Source organism: Rickettsia endosymbiont of Ixodes scapularis (genome assembly GCF_000160735.1).
Taxonomy (GTDB): Bacteria; Pseudomonadota; Alphaproteobacteria; order Rickettsiales; family Rickettsiaceae; genus Rickettsia; species Rickettsia tamurae.
Window position 1 is genome coordinate 1,638,579 of sequence record NZ_CM000770.1, and the last position, 22,704, is coordinate 1,661,282.

A 22,704-nucleotide genomic window follows, 5' to 3' on the forward strand; every position below is an offset into this window, starting at 1 on the left:
ATATTACTAATATCCTCGTAACCCAGTTACTATCAGCTATTCAGTTCCTCTATTAATACGAAACTCGCGTTAATTAAGTAAGTTAAGGTCAATAACTAAAGAACCCTCAGCTATAAGCTGAGGGGTTATAAAGTGGAATCGATTAGAAATCGATCATCATTCACAGGTTCACCTTCCTGTTCATCAATATAGTGCTGTATCATTTCATCAGTTATATTACCTGAACTGACCGCCATATAGCCCCTAGCCCACAAATGATTGCCCCAAAATTGTTTTCTTAAATGAGCAAATTCTTGCAATAAAATTCTTGAGCTACTACCTTTTAAATACTGTACTAACTTGCTAAGAGATATTTGTGATTTATATGAGATAAACATATGCACGTGATCACATGATATTTTCCCTGAAATTATATATACTTCATGTTCCATACAAATCTGCCTTAGTAAATCTCTAGCCCTTTCCGCTACTTTGCCTATCAATACTCTCTTCCTATATTTTGGTATCCATATAAGATGTACTTTTAAATCATACTGACTATGACTATTCTTTCTATAACTTCTCATGTTTCTTGATATAAATTCATTGCTAAAGCAATTTCATTATATCTTCCCTTCGCCTGAAGGCGAGGGATTTCTTATCCCCGAAGGGGGACATTAAAAATATTTCATTAATTAATTACCCAAAAGATAAGCTAGACGTTAAAATTATTATCGAAGATGACGATTATCTAATGATTAAAGAAGTAGCCTTATATAATTTACCGTCTTATTTTCATGTTATATCTGTTCTGAAAAGTTTACCAAGAACTAAAGCCGAAAGCCCTTAATTATGCTCTAGAATATTCACGTGGTGAGTATCTAGTAGTATATGATGCTGAAGATAAACCTGAACCTGAACAGCTACTTAAAGCTCTAACAATGTTTAGAAGTTTATCTGATGAATATGTTTGTCTTCAAGCTAAGCTCAATTTTTATAATAAAAATGAGAATATTTTAACCAAAATGTTTAATATAGAATATAGTTTATGGTTTGAATATATCTTGAAAGGATTAAGTTTGCTAAAACTTCCTACACCTCTTGGGGGTACTAGTAATCATTTTAAAACGGATATATTAAATAAGCTTGGCGGATGGGATGCTTATAATGTAACAGAAGATGCCGAGCTTGGTATAAGAATTTACTCACAGAACTATAAAGTAGCTATCCTTGATTCCTATACTCTAGAAGAAGCTCCGAATAGTTTAGGTAATTGGCTAAATCAAAGATCACGTTGGATTAAAGGCTTTTTGCAAACATTTTTTGTATTTAAAGCACAAAAAGATAAATACCAAAAGTTTACTTTATTGCAAGTAATAACAATTTACATTTTTATCGGCTTATCTACTTATAATTTTTGGAGTTTACCCTTTATAATATTTTCTATTGTTATAAATAAAAATTCTATAATTAATTATTTATGGCTTATTAATATAGTATTTTTTCGCTTTTATATCTTTATAGTACTGCTCTGTATATATTAAAAAATTCTTTAAAAAGCGGGAAAGTAAAATTTCAGGATATAGTAGCTTTGATCTTATGGGCTAGTTATTTTATATTACATACTTTAGCTTCATATAAAGCAGTATTTGAAATAATTTTTTGTCCTTTCAAATGGAGTAAAACTAAACACGGCACTAGTTTAGAGGATTTTGAGAAAGAATAGACCTCTAATAAAAAAATTTTTATTCTTGCCCCTTGAATTAACAAAAATAAAATATATATTAGTATGTACATTTAAAGATTTAATAATTGGAGGTTAAAATGTCTTTTAAACCATTACATGATAGAATTGCAATAAAGCCTATCGAACACGAAGAAAAAACTAAAGGTGGAATTATTATTCCGGATACCGCAAAAGAAAAGCCGATGCAAGGTGAAATAGTAGCCGTAGGTAACGGTATTCGTAATAAAAAAGGCGAAATTCATCCTTTAGAGCTAAAAGTAGGCGATAAAGTTTTATACGGTAAATGGGCAGGCAGCGAAATTGAAATTAAAGGCGAAAAACTGATCGTTATGAAAGAAAGCGACGTATTTGGTATTATTAATTAATTATTTGTTTTAAGGAGAAATTAAATATGGCAACAAAACTTATTAAACACGGCTCAAAAGCTCGTGAGCAAATGCTAGAGGGCATTGATATACTTGCAGATGCAGTAAAAGTTACTTTAGGTCCAAAAGGCAGAAATGTACTTATCGAGCAATCATTTGGTTCACCGAAAATTACCAAAGACGGTGTGACGGTTGCAAAATCGATTGAGTTAAAAAATAAAATTAGAAATGCAGGAGCTCAGCTATTAAAATCAGCTGCTACAAAAGCTGCAGAAGTAGCCGGTGACGGTACTACTACAGCTACGGTACTTGCTAGAGCATTAGCTCGTGAGGGTAATAAGTTAGTAGCTGCCGGTTATAATCCTATGGATTTAAAGCGTGGCATGGATTTAGCGGTAAATGCAGTAGTAGAGGAAATTAAAAAGTCTAGTAAAAAGATTAATAGCCAAGAGGAAATCGCACAGGTTGGTACTATCTCTTCAAACGGTGATAAGGAAATCGGTGAGAAAATTGCTAAGGCAATGGAGGAAGTCGGTAAAGAAGGCGTGATAACCGTTGAAGAAGCAAAGAATTTTAGCTTCGATGTTGAAGTAGTTAAAGGTATGATGTTTGATAGAGGTTATCTATCTCCGTATTTTGTAACGAATTCCGAGAAAATGGTTGCTGAGCTTGAAAACCCTTTCATCTTACTATTTGAGAAAAAATTATCAAATTTACAACCGATGTTACCTATACTTGAGGCTGTAGTGCAATCACAACGCCCACTATTAATTATTGCTGAGGATGTTGAGGGCGAAGCTCTTGCAACGCTTGTAGTCAATAGATTACGTGGTGGTTTAAAAGTTGCGGCAGTAAAAGCTCCCGGTTTTGGCGATAGAAGAAAAGCAATGATGGAAGATATTGCTATCCTAACTAAAGGTGAGCTTATTACTGAAGATTTAGGTATGAAGCTTGAAAATGTGAGTATTAAGAGTTTAGGGGCGGCAAAAAGAGTAACAATTTCTAAAGAAAATACCGTAATTGTTGATGGTAATGGTGATAAGAAAAATATTGAGGATAGAGTGTTGCAAATTAAATCTCAAATAGCTGAAACTACTTCTGATTATGATAAAGAAAAACTACAAGAGCGTTTAGCTAAACTTTCCGGCGGTGTTGCCGTATTAAAGGTTGGCGGTGCTACGGAAGTTGAAGTGAAAGAGCGTAAAGATCGTGTTGAAGATGCACTTGCTGCTACAAGAGCGGCAGTTGAGGAAGGTGTTGTTGCCGGTGGCGGTGTAACATTACTTCATGCATCACAAACTTTAACAAAGCTTAAAGTAGAGAATAAGGATCAACAAGCAGGTATTGAAATAGTAATAGAAGCTTTAAAGGATCCGCTAAAACAGATTGTTGAAAATGCCGGTGAAAACGGTGGCGTAGTAGTTGGTAAATTACTAGAACATAAGGATAAAAATTATGGCTTTAATGCTCAAGATATGCAATATGTCGATATGATTAAAGCAGGAATTATTGATCCGGCTAAAGTAGTGCGTACTGCACTTCAAGATGCTGCTTCCGTTGCTTCGTTAATTATTACCACGGAAACTTTAATTGTTGATGAACCTTCTGATAAGAAAGAGCTAACGCCAATGCGTGGCGGTATGGGAGGTATGGATTTCTAAGTCTATATCTCCCCATAAGATAGGTTATGCAATAGGTCTAATAAACCCGTTTTGTTGTATTGCTCGTTCCCCTCATTGCGAGGAGGCATTGTTGCGTGGACCGAAAAACCTGTTCAATGTCATATCATTATCCAGAAAACAACTAAAAATACTAATAAATTTTAGTATTTTTAACTGGATCCCGCTACAAGCTCGCGGGATGACAATTAAGAAACTGGTCCACGCAGGCAATGTCTGCTTGCAATGACGATTTTAACAACGTGCCGTACAACACATTATCAAGTCGCAGTAGGACACTGAAAAACTGATTTATGCAACAAATGGGTTTTAAAGCGATTCTTTGCTTAATTTGAAAATAAATTCTTTAATAAAACTCTCCCTCAAAAAATAAAATATAGAATTTCTTGTAATTATTTCAATAAATGGTTGTAAATATTTTTTAATTTTATAATAGCTCAACCTTTTGATCATCCTATATAAGACTGTTAACAAAATAACTTTAAAGCTAATTAAATTCTTTTTAACTGCAAATTATAAGATTTTTTTGAAATAGGGATATCTATTACTGTAAAAATCTTATTAATTTTCATTTAAAAATCTCTTTAATTATCAATTAAAGTTATTTTGTTAACAGTCTTATATAGGATGATCAAAAGGTTTAAAGCGGTTTTACGCCTTAATTATTAAGAATAGATTTCTTGTTGAAGCTATAGGCAAGGTTAATCTATAATGTATATATTCGTTTAATTTAAAAAATTAGTAATAAAAGTTTCTAGCTTTTGGTCGGTTAAACTACGCTAACTAAAATTAGTAAGGTTTTAGAAAAATTACTATTCTTATTTTAAAAAAATCTTATAATTTATACAGTTAAGAAAGACTAAAATAAGATAATTTAAATTTTATATATAAAACTTAAAAAATTAGGTTCTAAAAGAAATCTAAATAATGTGAATTTAGGATAAAAGATAAAATAATAGGGTAGTGCGAAGCTCGCCACAAGCTTAATTTTTCCTATTAATATCAACTAAAGCTAGGCTTTATTAATATTTACTAAAAATAGCAAATTAATTAGAAATATTAATAGAACTTAATAAGTTTATTGCTTTAATTGGTGTTTAGTTATTCGTAAGTATAACTAACTGAATTAGTATAAATTAAGGAGGTATTTTTTGCTCCAAAGGGTTATTAAACATTTAAATCATAATTTATCTAAACATGATATTGCTGCTCAAATAACAGGTAGGATCAAACATCCAATATCAATTTTATATAAATTATATCGTAAGGGTATAAAGTTAGAAGAATTAACAGATATTTTTGCGATAAGAATAGTAGTAATAGATGAAGAGAAATGTTATAAAGCTTTAAAAGTAGTTCATGATCTTTATGAGCATGAAAAGGATAAATTTAAAAATTATATTCTTAATCCTAAACCAAACGGCTATCAATCTTTACATACTATTATTACAACTGAGGATAATTATAAAATAGAGATACAAATACGTGATCATAAGATGCATTATCATGCAGAGAGCGGTGAAGCTGCACACTGGAAATATAAAAATGGGTCTGTCAGATTTTTTATGTAAGTACGATTTCTCCATTTGCCCAATTTTGTAAATTAGTATCACAAAGTATAGCAAATTGATTTAAAGCCATGGCCCAATTCTTAATAGGCATTGTCCATTTTTTAGAAGCATTTGTCAATGCTAAAAAGATTATTTTCTGAATCGATTTATCATCTGGAAATACCCCCTTATTTTTTATAATTTTACGAATTTGACGGTTAGTTGATTCAATAGCATTAGTAGTGTAAATCGCCTTTCTAATGTCTTCCGGAAAGCTAAAGAACGGAGCTATTCCAGACCAATTTCTCTACCATATATCAAAAATAACTGGATATTTTTCATCCCATTTTTTAGCAAAATTTTGTAATTCTCTTAATCCCTCTGCTTCATTTATTGCAGAATAAACTGCCTTTAAATCAGCTGTTACCAATTTTAAATCTTTATATGATACGTATTTTACAGAGTTTCTTACCATATGAACAATACACAGTTGTACTGTGGTTTTTGGGAAAATGCTATTTATTGCTTCTGGAAAACCTTTAAGACCATCAACACACGCAACATATATTTGTTCTACACCACGATTCTTCAGTTCTGTTACTACTTGCATCCAAAATTTAGATCCTTCATTCTTGCCTATCCAAATACCTAATAGTTCCTTCTTGCCTTCTATATTCACGCCAATAKCTAGATAAACTGCTTTATTTATTATTATATGATTGTCTCTTGCCTTAACATGAATACAATCTACATTATAGGATATACACTATCAAGTGCTCTATTCTGCCACGCAGTAACTTCCTCTAAAATGCCATCAGTTACCTTTGATATTAACTCAGATGATACTTTGGTGGCATATAGTTCTTCTAAGTGCCCTTGTATTTCTCGAATAGTCATTCCCCTAGCATATAAAGATATTACTTTATCATCAAATCCTTCAAATCTCCTTACTCCTTTTGGAATTAGTTGAGGTTCAAATTCTCCTTCCCGATCCCTTGGCACTTCTACTATCAATTTACGACCCTCGGAATCTATTAGAGTCTTTTCATAATTGCCATTACGTCTATTATCTGACTCCTTGGTATTCTTAGAATGCTTMTCATAACCTATATGAGATTCCATTTCTTTTTCTAAAATCTTATTTACTATCTGCTTTTTAATTTCCTGAAATATTCCTTCTTTGCCAAATATCTCAGATGGATCACTTTGTGATAGTATTTCTGATACTACTTTTTCTATAGTCGGATTTGATACTTTACTCTTATTCTTCATATTAGCCTCATGTAAGTTGTTTTAATTAATTTTATTCTTAACTATTTTTATAACTTACACAAACTTTCTGACACCCCCTTCAAGGCATAGATCAGTTACAAATGCCTTTGTGCATATGGTTGCAGCACTGATAAATTATCAAATGTCTGATAATAAACCTTCTATTACATCTCTCTTGATATGCTAAATCCTATGCTATATTAATTCGAAACTCGCGTAATTTAAGTTATGCGGATGAAAAAGCAGCGATTATAACTGATTATAAAGCGGTATTTTTGCCTGTAATTGCTGAGAATAAAAAAATAAAAATCGCTATTCGTTCTTATTTAAATAATGAAAAATCATAMTTCTTTTAAAACTGAAATAGCCCTACAAGAGCTGGTAATTTTACATACGAATAAAATAGAAAAAGAAAATCTTCTAAAAAAATTAAATAAAACTCCGTATATTAAAGTTTTAAATAAATATAGCTCTATACAGCGTCATTCACAAAGCTTGACACAGGCGAATTTTTTGAGTTAAGTCTTTGCTCACGTACTATTGGAGCTACGATTCCAAGCTCATTTAAGCCAAAATTCTTTATTGCTCTTGCAGTAGCACTGATATTCTCACCCATTTGCGGGGCAACTAATATTATTATTGGATTCATTTTAATAATTTTTTGTAACTAAGTAGGTATAGGCAATCGCTACGGAGTCAGCTTCATCGGAATTGGTAATTAAGGAAGTGCCAGGCAGCAAAAGCTTTATCATATGCAAAATTTGGTCTTTCTCTGCATGCCCATATCCTGTTACGGTTTTTTTTACCGTATTCGGCTTAAATTCTCGTAAGCCCAAATTATATCTACCGATCAGCGACATTATCGCCCCTCTAGCATATCCAAGTTTTAAAGAAGTCACGCTATTAGTATTAACAAATGTTTCTTCAATCGCTGCCATATTTGGTTGATATTCTAATATTACTTTTTCTAATGTACTATTAATAAAAGCAAGTCTATGATGAATTTCATCCTTACTATTTGTTTTAATAATACCGCTAGCTAAATATTTCAACTTTGCGGTCTCTTTTGCAACTACTGCCCATCCAAGACTCCCAAGTGCCGGATCAATCCCAAGTACTATCATGATTACATATACCGTGTTACTCCGTGGCTTGACCACAGGGGCCATAAAATAATTTTAAAAATACTGGACCCCGTGGTCAAGCCACAGGGTGACAGTTTTATATCTTCATATATTGATAAAATTCTTGATTATTTTCCCACAGCTCACGCACCTTAACGAACAAAAATAAATGAACAGGAGATCCAAAAAACCTCTCCATTTGCATTCGGGATTTTGCTCCTATCTCTTTAATTTTAGAACCGTTTTTACCGAGTATTATAGTTTTGTAACTCTCTCTTGAGACTACTATAACTTGATTAATCTTTACGGATTTGTCTTTAAGCTCTTCCCACTTTTCGGTTTGTACGGTTAATTTATAAGGGAGTTCTTGCTGCAAATTTAAAAATAACTGCTCTCTTGTAATTTCTGCTGCAATAAAACGCATAGGTAAATCCGTTATGTCGTCTTCCGCATAAAGCCAAGGAGAAATTTTTGCCTTACTTGTTATATATTCAAGTAATCCATCAATATTTTTGCCCGATAAAGCAGATATAGGAAAAAGCAAGCTATCAGGATGATTTCCCGTTAAAAAAGCTTTAATGTCATTTAGATATTTTGATTCGATGTCTATTTTGTTCAATAAAAATATCGGAACAATATTAAGTGAGCGAAGCTTATCTAAAATATTATGCGTTACATCATCAAACGGTTTTAAACTATCAATAATTAACAAAACTAAATCTGCACTATGCAAACTAGACCACGCACATCTGACCATCGCCTTCTCAAGCGTTCCTTTCGGCTCAAATATACCGGGCGTATCGTATAAAATTACCTGCGTATCTTTTAAGGTAATAATACCGGTAATAATTGACCTAGTCGTTTGAACTTTTGGGGTAACGATTGAAAGCTTCTCACCGATTATTATGTTTAACAAAGTTGACTTCCCGCTATTTGGTCGTCCGATTATACAAACCGATACCGTTTTCTGATTAGACATCTTCCCAAACTTCGCTTCTAGAGGTAATTTAGACGTCGATCCAGTACTCGCATCCTCACGTACTAGTGTGTACGCTACGGTGCTGCATTCCGTGTCTCCTTTAAATTCCTCTCTATAAGCTGGTTTGGGAAGATGTCTATTAGTCATTTTAAGTCTATGCAATAAGCTTCGTGCTGCGTTTTTTTCTGCTTCTTTTATCGAGTGACCAGTGCCTGTTTGTTCATAATCTTTTACTTTTACAAGAACCGTAAAAGTCGATGAATGGGCGGCTCCTTCTCTTTTTATCAGACGGTATATAGGTAGGTGATGATCACTAGCTTGAGCCCATTCTTGTAAAGCAGTTTTTGGGTCATAATCCGTTAAATTCTGAACTTTTATAAATTCTTCCCATAATTTCCCGATAATATTATGGGTTGTTTCAATATTACTATCAAGATATATAGCTGCAATCAAAGCTTCCGTAGCATTTTCTATATTATTAGGATTATCACGCCCGCCTACTACTTCTTCCCCATGAGTCATAATTATATAATCTTTTAAAGCAAGCTTAGCCCCAACCATACATATTGTTTCTTTGCAAACTAAATATGATCTAATTTTAGCTAAATTTCCCTCATTATAATTTGCAAAATTCTTAAATAAAATTTCCGTGATTACTAAATTTAATACGGCATCACCTAGAAACTCTAATCGTTCATAATCTTTATCATCCTTGTACTCGTGATGCTGCCTTAAAGACGGGTGACTCAACGCCTCTATTAAAAGCTCTTTATTTTTGAAACTATAGCTAAGTAGCTTTTCTAACTTCTCAAATGATTCCATTACTCATCCGTGTTATAAAGATTTCTGAAAATTTGATTTAACCTAACAGATTCAATCCATGGCTTTAACTTTAGTACTAGATTAATAACTCCTATATCATTATCCCACCAAGTTATTTTTGTTGAGAACCAAATAAATTGTGCTTTAGCAATAAAATTTTCAAACGGTACAAATCCAAGATTTACTCTACTATCATTTGACTGATCTCTATTATCCCCTAAAAAGAAATATTTCCCTTCAGGTACATAAAAAACATCCGTATTACCGTATCTATCATTATATATAACGCCAAAAATAGGAGCAAGCTTATAAGAAAAATATGTTCTACCGTTTGGCAGTGTTTCTTTAAACTTCAAATATTTTATTCCCTCTTCGCTTATATAAGTTCCAACTTCCGTGCGTTCTATTTTTTTATCGTTAATATATATTACATCATCAATCAATTGAATTTTATCGCCGGGTAGCCCTATTAAACGCTTTATATATCTAACACTCATATCGTTAGGCGGACGAAAAACTACAATATCGCCACGCTCCGGTTCACGAGCAAATATTCGCCCTTTAAAAAGAGGAATAAAATCAAAAAAAGATAAAGAATAATTACTATAACCATAACTATATTTCGTAGAAAATATATAGTCATTCTCAAGTATGGTTGCCTTCATAGAACCGGTCGGAACGGTAAACGGCTCCATAATAAGTATTCTAATAAGTAAAGCGATGCATATTACAAAAGCAAAAGACCCCCACTCTTGCTTAGCTGTTTTATTAGTGTTTGATTTTGTATTATCTGTTTGCATAATTTCTTAATTATTTATAAATAATATTTGTTACATGGCTCTTACCTATGTCGTTCTCGTGGAAGACTATTACTGCAGAGTTGCCGATGTCATTCCTGCGTGGATCGAAAAACGCATTCAGTGTCATGCCGTGGCTTGACCACGGTATCCAGAAAAACAATAAAAAATACTAATAATTATTAGTATTTTTAACTGGATCCCGTGATCAAGTCGCGGGATATGACAGAGGTGAAATTGATCCACGCAACAAAGCCTACGCGGGAATGACATCGGCAACTCTGCAACAACGCCTACGGCTGCGTAGCTCATGACGGTTTGGGTATCCTATCCACGCAACAAGACCGCTCGCAATGACGATAAAGTCAAGCCACGCTAACTCTTTATCCTCTCCTCAATCTCGCTTCTAAAATGGCGTATCAGCCCTTGAATCGGCCAAGCTGCCGCATCACCTAAAGCACAGATAGTATGCCCCTCTATTTCTTTCGTAACGTTAAGGAGTTCGTCTATCTCAGATTTTTTGGCATTACCTTTAACTAGCCGCATCATAACTCGCCACATCCAGCCCGTACCCTCGCGGCAAGGAGTACATTGTCCGCATGATTCATGCATGTAAAATTTACTAAGCCTTGCTATTGCATAAATAATATCGGTAGATTTATCCATAACTATAATACCGCCTGTACCAAGTCCGGAACCTGCGGTTCTTAAACTATCAAAATCCATATCTACTTCACATAATGACTTAGGAAGTAAAGGCACGGAAGAACCACCCGGGATTATGGCTTTAAGGTTATCCCAACCGTCTCGAACACCGCCGGCATATTTCTCAATCAATTCTTTTAACGAGATTCCCATTGCTTCTTCAACATTACAAGGCTTGTTAACATGCCCTGATATGCAGAAAATCTTAGTTCCCGTATTGTTAGGTTTACCTATACCGGCAAACCAGCTAGCTCCTCGTCTTAAAATGGTTGGTACTACTGCAATAGACTCAACATTATTTATAGTAGTCGGGCAGCCATATAACCCAAAGCCGGCAGGAAAAGGCGGCTTAAGCCGTGGCATGCCTTTTTTGCCTTCTAAACTTTCAAGTAATGCAGTTTCTTCACCGCAAATATAAGCCCCTGCCCCACGATGTAAATAAATATTACAATAGAAGCCCGAACCGCAAGCATTCTTTCCTATTAACCCTTCTTTATAAGCTTCATCTAAGGCACGCTGAATATTAGAGGTTTCATTATAAAACTCACCTCTAATATAGATATAACAATCGTTCGCTCCTATAGCAAAGCTTGCAAGCAAACAACCTTCTATTAATTTATGCGGCTCAAACCTTAATATATCACGGTCCTTACACGTACCAGGCTCAGACTCGTCAGCATTTACTACTAAATAGCAAGGCTTCTCTGAATTTTTGGGCATAAACGACCATTTCATACCGGTAGAAAATCCGGCACCGCCTCGCCCTCTAAGTCCTGATTTCTTAACCTCTTCAATGATGAAATCTCTACCTTTATCAAGCAAAGCTTTAGTATTCTCCCAATCGCCTCGCTTTTTGCTAGATTTCAAATCATGGCTTTGCTGCCCATGTAGGTTAGTAAAAATTTTGTCTTCTTCTTTTAGCATAAACTATTCTAGTTATGGCTTAAAAACGTCATTGCGAGGAAAAATTGAAAATTTTGACGAAGCAATCTCGTGCCAAAATCCTGAGATTGCCATGCAGCCTACGGCTGCTCGCAATGATGATTCATTACCTTTCTATTACTTTTTTATTAAACTTCCTATTAACAAACATTGTAAGTATCGGAGCAGAGATAAAAATCGAGGAATAAGTACCGGCTATTATCCCAAAAAATACAAGTACGCTAAAACTACGGATTGCTTCACCGCCAAAAAGAATAAGAGCTAAATTGGCAAGTAGCGTGGTAATTACCGTTAAAATAGTTCTTGATAAAGTCTCATTAATACTTAAATTTATAATTTCCGTGATATTTTTTTTATGATATTTCCGTAAATTTTCTCTAATCCTATCATATATTACTACCGAATCATTAACGGAATAACCTATAATAGTTAACACTGCAGCAATAGTACTTAAGTTAAAATCAAGCTTTATCATACTCATAAACCCAAGAGCAAGTATTACGTCATGCACTAAGGCGATAAGTATACCAAGACCGAAATACCACTCAAAACGCACCCAAATATAAACCATAATCGCTAAGAAAGAGAACAGCATCGCCATAGCCCCTGCTTCTATTAGCTGTCTACCCACCTGCGGACCAACAAAATCTACCTTACGATATTCAAACTTATACGAAAAATTACTTTGTAAAGATGCTTTAATTAACTCAATATTTTTCATGAGATTTTCTTCGCTACTACTACCGAATCTAATCGATAAATCACGCTCACTACCGAAATTCTGTAAGACCACCTCACCTATTCCAAGCTCGCCTAGAACCCCACGCATTTTTGGCAAATCAGGAGCTTGATCAAGCCTTACTTCAATAACTATACCGCCGGCAAAATCAATACCGGAATTAAATTTATATATACCGATCCAAATAAAGCTAATGAGTGATAAAATAATTGAGAAAGTGTAGCTGACTTTTTTAAAATTCATAAAATCAAAATCGATTTTATTAGGTAAAAGTCTTAAAGGATAAATTTGCATTATTATATATTTTATTGAATAAAAGTTATATTTGTATTATATAGTAAATTCAAAAAGGTTAAATGATTTTTTATGTCAGAAGTAGTAGTAAAAGAACAATTAGAACAATATATAAGCAAAATAGAAAGATTAGAACAGGAAAAAGCTGATTTATCTCAAGAAGTAAAAGATATTTTCCAAGATGCTTCTTCACATGGATTTGATGTTAAAGCTATGAAATCTATATTGAAACTAAAGAAATTGGATAAAGATAAACTTGCCGAGCAGGATGCTATGCTTGAACTTTATAGAGATACTTTAGGGATTTGAGTTGTATACTCTATGAACTTCAAAAATTGGCTACGCATCCTACAAGAGCTGCAGTTCTCACGTATTAAGCATACGCTGCGATCCTCGCCTTGTGGATTCCTTGCTCTTTTTGAAGTTGATCTTCGTATACCTAGTCTTCATTCGGAGTATATGCCATGTTATTCCTACGAAAGCAGGAATAACATAAGAGCTACGAATATATTTAAGCTTTTGCTGCCTTAGTTTTAGCAATAGGGATATGTCTCTCTTTAATTCTAGCCGACTTACCGCTTCTATTTCTTAAATAATAAAGTTTAGCACGACGAACTACCCCGTATTTTACTACATCAATAGAGTGTACTATCGGCGAGTAAGTCATAAAACGTCTTTCGACACCTTCACCGTGGCTAATTTTACGTACTAAGAAAGATGAAGTAATACCACGATTTCTTTTAGCAATAACTACACCTTCATAAGCTTGGAATCTTTCTGTTAGTTTTTCCTTACCGTCTTTCTCAATCGATCTATCAATAATTTTAACAGTTACTTTAACTGTATCGCCGGCTTCAAAATCAGGAATTTTTTTATTTGCAGTAAGCTTTGAAATATTTTCCTGTTCAAAGCGGTCAATAATATTCATTTTTTTAACTCCTTAACTCTATAAATCTTTAAGTAACTCCGGACGGCGTAATTTAGTAATCATATGTGATTGCTCTTTTTTCCATTCATTAATTAGCCTGTGGTTACCGGATAACAAAACACTCGGTACAGCTCGATCACGCCAAATTTCAGGTCTTGTATATAGACCGCATTCAAGCCCGCCCTTAAATTCCCCCTCTTCTTCAAAAGACTCGGAAGATAAGGTATTTTGATTCATTAAAACACCCGGCAGTAGTCTAATTAAGCAATCGAGAATGGTAAGGGTAGGTATTTCTCCGCCGGATAAAATGTAGTCGCCTACACTAATTTCTTTAACATTATACTCTTCAATTACACGTTCGTCAATCCCTTCGTAACGTCCACATAAGAATATGAGGTTTTTATTTTTTAACATCTCTTTAGCAAAGCTTTGGGTAAAGACTCTACCGCGAGGTGAAGGATAGTAAATTTCAGCATTAGGATTTAAAGATAAAGCATAATCTATGCTACTGCCTAGAACATCAGAACGCATTATAAACCCGTCACCACCGCCGTAAGCCTCATCATCAATTTTTTTATGCTTAGTTAAACCGAAATCCCGAATATTAATAACATTATATGACCAAATATTTTTATGCAGTGCTTGCCCTGCTAAAGAATGCCCTAGAGTCCCAGGAAACATTTTAGGAAAAACTGTTAAGATTGTAGCATGAAGTATAGACATACGCTTAAAATAGTAGCCAGTACCAATTAATGCAATAAAATTATAATTTAATTTTTACCCCACCCACCTGTCCTATAATCTTCTTTTTTTTGTTTTTTAGCAGCAGCTGTTGCACCACTCCTAAATGCTTCAGCTTTTTGTTGATTCGTTTTATGAGCTTGATCACTTTGAAATTTCTGAAATTCTGCTTTCTTAGTAGCTTCTATATAACGACTTTTTATTTTCTCTAAGCGTCTCATAGCATCTTTATCTAAACTAATACCTGCTTCTTTTGCTTGCTGCTCTATTTTTAATGCTGCCTTATAACCTGCTGCTGCGTTTTTAGCTATTCTGCATAAATTCACTCTAGAATCTTTCTTCATTGCATCATTATATGGATTTATCTTATTGTTTTTAATATCCTTTATTTGTTTTTCTGCTTTTTTTTATTCAAAATCTTCCGGCATAACTTCCCTCAAAATTTAAGTTAAATATCTATAGTTGCATATATTTTATTTCAAAAAAAGTTAATAAAGAATAAATAGAGGTAGAAGTAATTAAAAATTAACCAATTTGTGTTATAAAAACTTCATCACTTCCTCAGCAATGATTAGCTCTTCGTTTGTCGGCACAGCGAAAACTTTAACCTTACTACTTTCAGCGCTTATTATATACTCGTTTTTTTGGTTTTTTGTATCATCTATTTTAATGCCTAGCCATAAAAGTTTTTCAGTAATCATTTCACGTATTACAGCGGAATTCTGTCCGACACCGGCAGTAAAAATTAGACAATCAAGCCCCTCAAGGGCAGCAGTTAACTTGCCTATTTCAAGTACAATGCGATACACGAATAAATCTATAGCAAATTTAGCATCAGGTGAGTTACTGGCAAGCAAAGTACGCATATCAGAGCTTTCACCGAACATACCGAGTAACCCCGATTTCTTATATACGCGAGTTTCGTATTAATAGAGGAACTGAATAGCTGATAGTAACTGGGTTACGAGGATATTAGTAATATTGTTTTTGTTATAAAATGTACTTAAAACTGCATAAATTTTTAGTAAATTGTCTTTTTTGACTATAACTATTAAATTGTAAAACTTGTCACACCTCTTACAAACCTTGAAAGGATAAGGATTATAGCATATTCATTAACCATAACTTAGGCATCTTAATACGAAACTCGCGTATTGTTAATACTCTGCTTTCACAAAATAAAGACCGGAGGCAGGAGCAGTAGGACCGGCGGCTTTTCTATCTTTGGCTTCTAGAACATCTTTAATTTGCTCTGCCTGCCAAACATTCTTACCGACAAGCACTAAACTACCGACAATATTACGTACCATATGATGCAAAAATGACGGGGCTGAAAGATATAATTTTATTTCTTCGTCTTCTTTAATAATATTAAGTTCAGTTAAAGTTTTAATCGGTGATTTTGATTGACATGAGCTAGCTCTAAATGAAGTAAAATCATGTTTGCCTAATAGATAAGAGGCAGCTTTTTGCATAGCTAGAATATCTAAAGGTGAACTAATCCACCATGCTCTATTTAAATCAATTACGGATGGATAAGGTCTATTAATAATTCTATATATATAATGACGAGAGGTAGCTGAAAACCTAGCATGAAAATTATTGGGGGCTAATTCACAATTCCATACTCCTACAGCATACGGTCTTGCAAAATAGTTGATAGCCGCAATAATTTTGTGAGGTTCTAAATATTTTGAAAGATCAAAATGTGCTACTTGACCTATAGCATGAACACCGGCATCCGTTCTTCCTGACCCAAACAATATTACCTGTTCACCGGACAATTTATAAATCGCTTCTTCTAATATCTGCTGTACCGACATTACTCCTGCTTGCTTTTGCCAACCTGCAAGATTCGTACCTAAATATTCAATGGTGATTTTATATCGATACATAAGGGGATTGGATTTTACAATTGTCATCCCGTGGCTTGACCACGGGATCTTGTATAACAGACCGTATCCTGAGATACCGCGATCAAGTCGCGGTATGACAATATAAGTGTTATCACGCTTCTAGTAAATCTGATGGATTACCGTCACCACGCTTTCCTCCACTTCTAAAGCTATTAAGCTTTTTGGATCTAATAGGATGTTGTAACTTTCTTAAAGCTTTTGACTCGATTTGTCTTATACGTTCTCTAGTTACTTTAAATTGCTGCCCTACTTCTTCTAATGTATGGTCAGTATTCATACCTATACCGAAACGCATTCTAAGCACTCTTTCTTCACGAGGTGTAAGGGTTGCAAGTACTCTAGTGGTAACTTCTCGTAAATTTGACTGAATTGCCGCATCAATCGGTGCTACTGCATTCTTATCTTCGATAAAATCGCCTAATTGACCTCCATCAATATCATCACCTACGGGATTCTCAAGACTTATAGGTTCTTTAGCTATTTTCATGACTTTACACACTTTATCAAGCGGCATTGAAAGACGGTTAGCGATTTCCGTTGCCGTTGGTTCGTATCCGAGTTCATTAAGCATTTGTCTTGAAATACGCAGTATCTTATTAATTGTTTCAATCATATGCACAGGAATACGTATAGTCCTTGCTTGATCTGCAATAGCTCTTGTTATAGCTTGTCTAATCCACCAAGTAGCATAGGTAGAGAATTTATAACCACGGCGATATTCAAATTTATCCACCGCTTTCATAAGTCCTATATTACCTTCTTGAATTAAATCTAAAAACTGCAATCCCCTATTAGCGTATTTTTTAGCGATAGATATAACTAAACGTAAATTCGCCTCTATCATATCTTTTTTTGCTTGTAGCGTTTGTCTCTCACTTTTTTGTATAGTATTCACTAGTTTTTTAAAATCATTAACTAAAAGACCGGTATTAGATTCTATAACCGATAATTCGGCAATCATTTGATCTATATAATCTGATTCTTTAGTAATTAACTCTTTCCAAGCGACTTTTTTATTTTTCAGCATTTTTTCTTTCCATGCTGCATTGATAACCGATCCTATATATTCATCGAGGAAATTTTGGCGAGTTACTCCGTATTTTTCAGCAAGTTTTAAAAAGGTTGTTTCTTTATTAATTAAATCACGATTTATTCCATACATCTTACCTAAAATTTCTTCTGTTCTTTTAGAATTAAAATGTATTTCCGAAACTTCATTTATTAATAATTCCAAATTATTATTATATTTTTTGCTATTTTGTAAAACTTTCGGCTCAAAAGATTTCTCATAACATTTTTTAGCTTCAATGAGTAGTTCTTCGCAGATAAAAGAAATCTTCTTCATACGCTCTATGATATTAGGTAATATCTGCGTTTCTACTCTATACATAGATAAGTGATTATCCTCATGCTCTTCTCCTTCGGTATTACTACTATGTTCTTCATCATTTTCGGGTGTTTCGTCATGTAACATGTTAGCTTCTAAATCTATCAGATCACGTAGTAACATTTTTTCATTAACTAAATCTTCATACCATACTATAAAACAACGCATAGTAATAGGGCTTCTACATAAGGAAGCAGTCATTGTTTTACGTCCTTCCTCAATCCTTTTTGCTATTTCTACTTCGTTTTCACGAGTTAAAAGATCGACTCCCCCCATATCCTTAAGATATAATCTTACAGGATCATCGGTAGTACCTATATTTTCTTCTTCTACCTCATCCTCAGGTTCATTATCAACATTGATAGATAGCTTAAATTCTTCATCCATTCCGATATCAAGCTTAATTTCATCATCTTCGTTAGATTCTAAAATATCTACTCCCGCATCGGAAAATTTTAATATAGCTTCCTCTAATTGTCTTATTGAAGGATTTTTATTAAGAGGAAGAGCTTTGTTTATATCATCATAAGTGACCGGTATCTTTTTAGATTTAGCTTTTTTAAGTAAACTATCTATTTTATCTAGATCATTGTCTATATTGCTATTGCTCATTAAATACCTATATGCTTTTTTCTTTTAAAAGAAGTTTGAAATAATTAAGTTATCGTATGATTAATAAAAGATTCGTTTAAAACTTGAAGTTCATTTGCAATCCTCAGAATTTCTTTTTTATATAATAAAACTTTTTCAAAGTCGTGATTGTCTGTACTGTTTATGGTAATAGTGTATTCTTGTTGTAAATTTATTAGATAATATTTCTTATGTAGCCACTGCCATAATAAATCCAGTCTGATATTATTTTTATTAAATGAGATATCTAAAAACAAATTATCCGTTTTTGATAATAATAAAAAAATATCAAAAAAGCTAGTTTTTTCCACAATTGCAGTAATTTCACTTGCTTCTACGTTATTATCTATAATCTCGTTTAAATACCAATTACGGAATTCTTCAAGCGATTTATTATTAAAATTTAAATTTAAGATGAAATCTTTAATATCTTTTTCTTCAAGTATTATAGGAAATTTAACCAACAAAGCACAAAAAGCATGTTCTAACATCTCAAGCTCTGAATAGCTGTGACTTGAAACTATAGGAGCCAAATTTGAGCTTTTAGTTATAACCTTCTTCTGTTTTGAGACTAAATTTTGCCATATTTGATCTTTAAAAAACCTGTAATAGCTCGCTCTTAAATTACTATCCGATATTTTATTGCAGTAATCTTTTAAATTTTTCTCTAAATTAGCTTTTTCTTCCGCAGTTTTAAAACTCTTACCGCTATACTCAATATGCCAAATCATTTCTGATAGACTTATTCTTTTATCTATAAGCTTTGCAAAAAAATCAGCACCGTTTTTATTTACTGCATCGTCGGGATCAAGCCCGCTTAGTAACCTAATGAAAGAAATTTTCTTTTCACTATTAATAAGCGGTAATGCTAGGTTAATAGTTCTTATGCTAGCTTTTATGCCTGCATTATCTCCGTCAAGACATAATATAATTTCATCGCCGGCACGCCATAATTTATGTAAGTGATTCTCGGTAACGCTAGTACCGAGACTCGCAACTGCTTCGCTAAAACCTGCTTGATGTAGTGCTATAACATCAAAATAACCTTCTACTAAAATCGAGTGATTTTTTTTATAGCTACTGCTTATCGCTTTATGCTCACCGTATAGAGTTTCACTTTTTTGAAATACTGTAGTTTCAGGTGAATTTAAGTATTTAGGCAGCCCATCCCCTAGCACTCTACCGCCAAAGCCTACGATTTTATTGTAAATATTTCTAATTGGAATGGTAATACGGTTAGAAAATAAATTATATATTTCACCGTTTTCTCGCTTGCCGATTAGCCCTGCTTTACCAAGCTTTATAATATCTATATTTTTATCGTGAAAAAACTTTTCAAATTTATTATTCTTCGGTGCAAAGCCTATGGAAAATTCTTTTATTGTTGTCTCGGTAATATTTCTTCGGTGTAAATAATTTAATATTTCAGGCGTTAACTGCGTTCTAAAAAATTTATTGGCGAGTTCTAAAATATTTAGAATTTCATCGGATTCTTCATAAAATTCTTTCTGTTTCGCAGTTAATTTCGGTATCTCTATACCGTAATCGGTTGCAAGCTTTATAGCAGACTCATTATAAGATAAACCGCTAATATTAGAAGTAAATTTTATAACGTCACCGGCTGCTTTACAACCAAAACAATAGAAAAATCTCTTACTATCACTAACTGTAAAAGATGGGGTCTTTTCTTGATGGAAAGGACATAAACCTACATAGTTACCGGATTTTCTAGTTAAAGCTACTTTTTGCCGCACTACATCAGATATGTTAATACGGTTTCTTAAGAACTCATAAAATTCCGGTGTAACTCTCATATTTTATAGTATATAAGAAAGAATAGCTGTAGAAAGACAATAAGAAAGCGGTATAGATAAATTATCGTTAATTCTTAAATCTTTTGAATAAAATTCAGCTGCTGTAGCCCCTATACAACTTATAATGATAATAATAAAACTCGTATTGTATCCTAAATAGAAATACACTAATATACTTATAAAAATTGCAGAAGCTAAGAAAGTGACAGAACCTGCTACCGATTTACAGTTACTTAAGCTATCTCCTATTTTAACGCCGACAAGAGCCGCTAAACAATCTGAAATAATTAAAATCAACCACGAACAAATCACTAAATTTTTAGGGAAAAGAAGAGCAGTTAAGAAAAAACCAAGCATCATAAAGCTAATGCCACTTAAAGCAAAAGAACCGTTATTTTCTTCGAGCCTTATAACTTTTGAAAAAAATCTAGTTACAAATTCGCTAATTTTTGCATTATTATGACGTGACACATCTAAATATAATGTAATAGCCGTTATTATAAATAATAATAACGTAATAGCGGTTCTTGGAATAAATAAATAAAGCAGCGGAAATATTATAGCCGATAGGTGGAAAATTTTACGCTTTTTCTCAAAGTCAAAATCTTTAATTTCCATAGAATCATTAATATGTTTTTAGATATGTGAAAAACAATGCCTACGTCATTGTGAGAAAGTATTGTTGCGTGGACCTAGTTCTCACTGTCATCCCGCGACTTGATCGCGGGATCCAGTAAAAAATACTAAAATTATTTAGTTTTAAATTATATTTCTGGACCCCATGATTAAGTCACGGGGTGACACAGTGGGTTTCACCAATCCACACAACAATGCCCACTCGCAATGATGATATTTAGGCAATGCCAAATAATTAAAAAGGCTTATTTGACAAATTTAACTATTACAAATATACTTACTGAAATCTATATTATTGAAAATAGTATACTAAAATTACTAAATCTATACAATATAATTATGAATACAAAATTTCCTATCACCGCTAAAGGTTTTGAAAAATTAGAACACGAGCTTAAACATTTAAAACATGTAGAGCGTAAAAAAATTAGTGAAGATATAGCCGAAGCACGAGAACACGGCGATTTATCCGAGAATGCGGAATATGAAGCGGCACGTGAGAAACAAGCATTTATAGAAGGGCGTATTAAAGAGCTTGAAGATATGACGGCAAGAGCGGAAATTATTGATATTGGCAAATTATCGGGAGATAACATAAAATTCGGGGCTACGGTTACTTTGATCGACGACGATACTGAAGAAGAAGTAACATATATTATTGTAGGAGAATATGAAGCCGATATAACTAGAAAAAGAGTTTCAATCGCTTCTCCTATAGCAAAAGCTTTGATTGGAAAATCGGTAGGTGATTTTGTAGAAGTTACAACACCGAAAGGGTCGAAATCATACGAAGTAGTTACAGTTGAATATAAAGAACTAGAACTATAATTTGATTTTTTTGCCTAATAACTATAGATTTTGTCATTGCGAGGAAAAATTGAAAATTTTGACGAAGCAATCTCGGGAGGCTTGACAAGGTTGACACGTCGCTTCGCTCCTCGCAAAGCATTGTTGCATGGATCAATTTCACCTCTGTCAAGCCACGGGGGTGAAAGAGGTGAAATTGATCCATGCAACAACTCCCACTTGCAATGACGACGTGAGTATAACAATAGTTATTTCTTTTTAAACATCTCGAGCATTCTTTTTGTTACTATAAATCCGCCAAAGATATTTATAGAAGCCAGCAGCGTTGCAAAATACCCTAGTAGACCGGAAAACCCAAAAGCAGAGCTACTTGCGGCAATCATAGAACTAAGAACTATAATACCTGAAATAGCGTTAGTAATAGACATAAGCGGAGTATGGAGTGCAGGCGTTACTTTCCACACAACATAATAGCCCACAAAAGAAGCTAATACAAAAATAGTTATAGCAAATACTAGTGGGTCTATAGTACTTGTGTTTGTTTGCCAACTAGTATCTATTACCAAATCTTTTAATTTGTCTGATAATTTTTGGGTATTATGGGCAATTTCAGCTGCCTGTTTAGCCATTATTGGTAATTGATTCATATTTCTCTCTTATTATGTCATTCCTGCTTTCGCACATGGGTGTCAACTTAAGGATCGATGTCATTCCCACATAGGTATTGTTGCGTGGATATTGAAGGTCGTCATTGCGAGCAGCCGTAGGCTGCGTGGCAATCCAGTAAAATAATTAAAAAAATTCTGATTTACAGAATTTTTTACAGGATTGCTTCGTCATGTACGATTGCG

Annotated in this window: 19 protein-coding genes and 6 pseudogenes; 7 read left to right on the forward strand and 18 right to left on the reverse strand. The window is 33.6% G+C overall.

All coding sequences use genetic code 11. The features are described from left to right. Positions 1 to 125: 125 nt before the first annotated feature. Positions 126 to 566 carry an IS200/IS605 family transposase gene (gene tnpA, locus REIS_RS08285; RefSeq protein ID WP_008579210.1) on the reverse strand — a complete coding sequence of 147 codons (441 nt, stop codon included), beginning with the start codon at positions 564 to 566 and terminating at the stop codon, positions 126 to 128. A gap of 303 nt (positions 567 to 869) precedes the next feature. On the opposite strand from tnpA, the pseudogene REIS_RS15965 reads away from it, so the two are divergent. From REIS_RS15965 to REIS_RS08305, 4 genes and pseudogenes are all read left to right on the forward strand, one after another. Next, positions 870 to 1,523, forward strand: a pseudogene (locus REIS_RS15965) (glycosyltransferase family 2 protein); the annotation flags it as partial. A gap of 280 nt (positions 1,524 to 1,803) precedes the next feature. Next, positions 1,804 to 2,091 (forward strand): co-chaperone GroES, encoded by a 288-nt coding sequence (locus tag REIS_RS08295; protein WP_037213748.1) that lies wholly within the window; start codon positions 1,804 to 1,806, stop codon positions 2,089 to 2,091. 26 nt (positions 2,092 to 2,117) lie between these two features. Continuing rightward, the gene (gene groL / locus REIS_RS08300) at positions 2,118 to 3,752 is read left to right on the forward strand and encodes a chaperonin GroEL (RefSeq protein ID WP_008581009.1); all 1,635 of its coding nucleotides are present in this window, start codon (positions 2,118 to 2,120) and stop codon (positions 3,750 to 3,752) included. A 1,169-nt stretch (positions 3,753 to 4,921) separates the two neighbouring features. Beyond that, complete coding sequence (locus tag REIS_RS08305; RefSeq protein WP_008581010.1) at positions 4,922 to 5,341, forward strand: bifunctional (p)ppGpp synthetase/guanosine-3',5'-bis(diphosphate) 3'-pyrophosphohydrolase; 420 nt, start codon at positions 4,922 to 4,924, stop codon at positions 5,339 to 5,341. Here REIS_RS08305 and REIS_RS08310 read toward each other — a convergent pair. Next, positions 5,334 to 6,592 (reverse strand): annotated as a pseudogene (locus REIS_RS08310) (IS256 family transposase). The gene REIS_RS08305 and the pseudogene REIS_RS08310 sit on opposite strands and share 8 nt — an antisense overlap. A 197-nt stretch (positions 6,593 to 6,789) precedes the next feature. On the opposite strand from REIS_RS08310, the pseudogene REIS_RS13265 reads away from it, so the two are divergent. Beyond that, positions 6,790 to 7,105, forward strand: a pseudogene (locus REIS_RS13265) (hypothetical protein); the annotation flags it as partial. Between the two features lie 28 nt (positions 7,106 to 7,133). Here REIS_RS13265 and REIS_RS15145 read toward each other — a convergent pair. The 7 genes and pseudogenes from REIS_RS15145 to secF form a co-directional block, all read right to left on the reverse strand. Beyond that, positions 7,134 to 7,241, reverse strand: a pseudogene (locus tag REIS_RS15145) (RNA methyltransferase); the annotation flags it as partial. Position 7,242: 1 nt separating this feature from the next. After that, positions 7,243 to 7,716, reverse strand: a complete 474-nt coding sequence (ruvC, locus tag REIS_RS08315; RefSeq protein WP_037213735.1) for a crossover junction endodeoxyribonuclease RuvC — start codon at positions 7,714 to 7,716, stop codon at positions 7,243 to 7,245. 97 nt (positions 7,717 to 7,813) lie between these two features. Beyond that, positions 7,814 to 8,842 carry a GTPase Era gene (gene era, locus REIS_RS15970; protein ID WP_233466271.1) on the reverse strand — a complete coding sequence of 343 codons (1,029 nt, stop codon included), beginning with the start codon at positions 8,840 to 8,842 and terminating at the stop codon, positions 7,814 to 7,816. Beyond that, a pseudogene (gene rnc / locus REIS_RS15975) lies at positions 8,843 to 9,517 on the reverse strand (ribonuclease III); the annotation flags it as partial. Then, positions 9,517 to 10,317: a signal peptidase I gene (gene lepB / locus REIS_RS08325; RefSeq protein WP_008581015.1), complete on the reverse strand. Its 801-nt coding sequence runs from the start codon at positions 10,315 to 10,317 to the stop codon at positions 9,517 to 9,519. The pseudogene rnc and the gene lepB, both read right to left, overlap by 1 nt. 372 nt (positions 10,318 to 10,689) lie before the next feature. After that, positions 10,690 to 11,943, reverse strand: coding sequence for an NADH-quinone oxidoreductase subunit NuoF (nuoF, locus tag REIS_RS08330; protein ID WP_008581016.1), 1,254 nt, complete (start codon positions 11,941 to 11,943; stop codon positions 10,690 to 10,692). A gap of 124 nt (positions 11,944 to 12,067) precedes the next feature. Then, positions 12,068 to 12,994, reverse strand: coding sequence for a protein translocase subunit SecF (gene secF, locus REIS_RS08335; protein ID WP_008581017.1), 927 nt, complete (start codon positions 12,992 to 12,994; stop codon positions 12,068 to 12,070). A 72-nt stretch (positions 12,995 to 13,066) separates the two neighbouring features. Between secF and REIS_RS08340 the strand changes: the two genes are divergently transcribed. Beyond that, a complete protein-coding gene (locus REIS_RS08340) occupies positions 13,067 to 13,303 on the forward strand; it encodes a DUF2312 domain-containing protein (protein WP_004996682.1) in 237 nt (78 codons plus the stop codon). Between the two features lie 202 nt (positions 13,304 to 13,505). On the opposite strand, the gene rplS is transcribed toward REIS_RS08340, so the two are convergent. The 8 genes and pseudogenes from rplS to REIS_RS08380 form a co-directional block, all read right to left on the reverse strand. After that, positions 13,506 to 13,922 (reverse strand): 50S ribosomal protein L19, encoded by a 417-nt coding sequence (rplS, locus tag REIS_RS14510; RefSeq protein WP_008581025.1) that lies wholly within the window; start codon positions 13,920 to 13,922, stop codon positions 13,506 to 13,508. Positions 13,923 to 13,940: 18 nt separating this feature from the next. Further along, complete coding sequence (gene trmD / locus REIS_RS14515; RefSeq protein WP_008581026.1) at positions 13,941 to 14,645, reverse strand: tRNA (guanosine(37)-N1)-methyltransferase TrmD; 705 nt, start codon at positions 14,643 to 14,645, stop codon at positions 13,941 to 13,943. A gap of 47 nt (positions 14,646 to 14,692) precedes the next feature. After that, positions 14,693 to 15,007 carry a hypothetical protein gene (locus REIS_RS08355; RefSeq protein WP_040614744.1) on the reverse strand — a complete coding sequence of 105 codons (315 nt, stop codon included), beginning with the start codon at positions 15,005 to 15,007 and terminating at the stop codon, positions 14,693 to 14,695. 195 nt (positions 15,008 to 15,202) lie between these two features. Then, positions 15,203 to 15,577: pseudogene (locus tag REIS_RS08360) on the reverse strand (acetate kinase); the annotation flags it as partial. A 243-nt stretch (positions 15,578 to 15,820) separates the two neighbouring features. Next, the gene (truA, locus tag REIS_RS08365; RefSeq protein WP_008581033.1) at positions 15,821 to 16,558 is read right to left on the reverse strand and encodes a tRNA pseudouridine(38-40) synthase TruA; all 738 of its coding nucleotides are present in this window, start codon (positions 16,556 to 16,558) and stop codon (positions 15,821 to 15,823) included. A 112-nt stretch (positions 16,559 to 16,670) separates the two neighbouring features. Beyond that, positions 16,671 to 18,578, reverse strand: coding sequence for an RNA polymerase sigma factor RpoD (rpoD, locus tag REIS_RS08370; RefSeq protein ID WP_008581034.1), 1,908 nt, complete (start codon positions 18,576 to 18,578; stop codon positions 16,671 to 16,673). Positions 18,579 to 18,622: 44 nt separating this feature from the next. Further along, positions 18,623 to 20,410, reverse strand: coding sequence for a DNA primase (dnaG, locus tag REIS_RS08375; RefSeq protein WP_008581036.1), 1,788 nt, complete (start codon positions 20,408 to 20,410; stop codon positions 18,623 to 18,625). A 3-nt stretch (positions 20,411 to 20,413) separates the two neighbouring features. Next, positions 20,414 to 21,028 carry a diacylglycerol/polyprenol kinase family protein gene (locus REIS_RS08380; protein WP_008581040.1) on the reverse strand — a complete coding sequence of 205 codons (615 nt, stop codon included), beginning with the start codon at positions 21,026 to 21,028 and terminating at the stop codon, positions 20,414 to 20,416. 357 nt (positions 21,029 to 21,385) lie between these two features. On the opposite strand from REIS_RS08380, the gene greA reads away from it, so the two are divergent. Further along, on the forward strand, positions 21,386 to 21,874 hold the full coding sequence (greA, locus tag REIS_RS08385; RefSeq protein ID WP_037213737.1) for a transcription elongation factor GreA: 489 nt from the start codon (positions 21,386 to 21,388) through the stop codon (positions 21,872 to 21,874). 227 nt (positions 21,875 to 22,101) lie between these two features. Here the strand turns inward: greA and REIS_RS08390 are convergent, their stop codons facing one another. After that, complete coding sequence (locus REIS_RS08390; RefSeq protein WP_008581043.1) at positions 22,102 to 22,500, reverse strand: NAD(P) transhydrogenase subunit alpha; 399 nt, start codon at positions 22,498 to 22,500, stop codon at positions 22,102 to 22,104. Positions 22,501 to 22,704 lie beyond the last annotated feature (204 nt).

Bases quoted from the DNA above. Each gene is read 5' to 3' on its own strand.
- tnpA (WP_008579210.1), bottom strand. From the start codon at position 566: ATGAGAAGTTATAGAAAGAATAGTCATAGTCAGTATGATTTAAAAGTA.
- REIS_RS08295 (WP_037213748.1), top strand. From the start codon at position 1,804: ATGTCTTTTAAACCATTACATGATAGAATTGCAATAAAGCCTATCGAA.
- groL (WP_008581009.1), top strand. From the start codon at position 2,118: ATGGCAACAAAACTTATTAAACACGGCTCAAAAGCTCGTGAGCAAATG.
- ruvC (WP_037213735.1), bottom strand. From the start codon at position 7,716: ATGATAGTACTTGGGATTGATCCGGCACTTGGGAGTCTTGGATGGGCA.
- era (WP_233466271.1), bottom strand. From the start codon at position 8,842: ATGACTAATAGACATCTTCCCAAACCAGCTTATAGAGAGGAATTTAAA.
- lepB (WP_008581015.1), bottom strand. From the start codon at position 10,317: ATGCAAACAGATAATACAAAATCAAACACTAATAAAACAGCTAAGCAA.
- nuoF (WP_008581016.1), bottom strand. From the start codon at position 11,943: ATGCTAAAAGAAGAAGACAAAATTTTTACTAACCTACATGGGCAGCAA.
- secF (WP_008581017.1), bottom strand. From the start codon at position 12,994: ATGCAAATTTATCCTTTAAGACTTTTACCTAATAAAATCGATTTTGAT.
- REIS_RS08340 (WP_004996682.1), top strand. From the start codon at position 13,067: ATGTCAGAAGTAGTAGTAAAAGAACAATTAGAACAATATATAAGCAAA.
- rplS (WP_008581025.1), bottom strand. From the start codon at position 13,922: ATGAATATTATTGACCGCTTTGAACAGGAAAATATTTCAAAGCTTACT.
- trmD (WP_008581026.1), bottom strand. From the start codon at position 14,645: ATGTCTATACTTCATGCTACAATCTTAACAGTTTTTCCTAAAATGTTT.
- REIS_RS08355 (WP_040614744.1), bottom strand. From the start codon at position 15,007: ATGAAGAAAGATTCTAGAGTGAATTTATGCAGAATAGCTAAAAACGCA.
- truA (WP_008581033.1), bottom strand. From the start codon at position 16,558: ATGTATCGATATAAAATCACCATTGAATATTTAGGTACGAATCTTGCA.
- rpoD (WP_008581034.1), bottom strand. From the start codon at position 18,578: ATGAGCAATAGCAATATAGACAATGATCTAGATAAAATAGATAGTTTA.
- dnaG (WP_008581036.1), bottom strand. From the start codon at position 20,410: ATGAGAGTTACACCGGAATTTTATGAGTTCTTAAGAAACCGTATTAAC.
- REIS_RS08380 (WP_008581040.1), bottom strand. From the start codon at position 21,028: ATGGAAATTAAAGATTTTGACTTTGAGAAAAAGCGTAAAATTTTCCAC.
- greA (WP_037213737.1), top strand. From the start codon at position 21,386: ATGAATACAAAATTTCCTATCACCGCTAAAGGTTTTGAAAAATTAGAA.
- REIS_RS08390 (WP_008581043.1), bottom strand. From the start codon at position 22,500: ATGAATCAATTACCAATAATGGCTAAACAGGCAGCTGAAATTGCCCAT.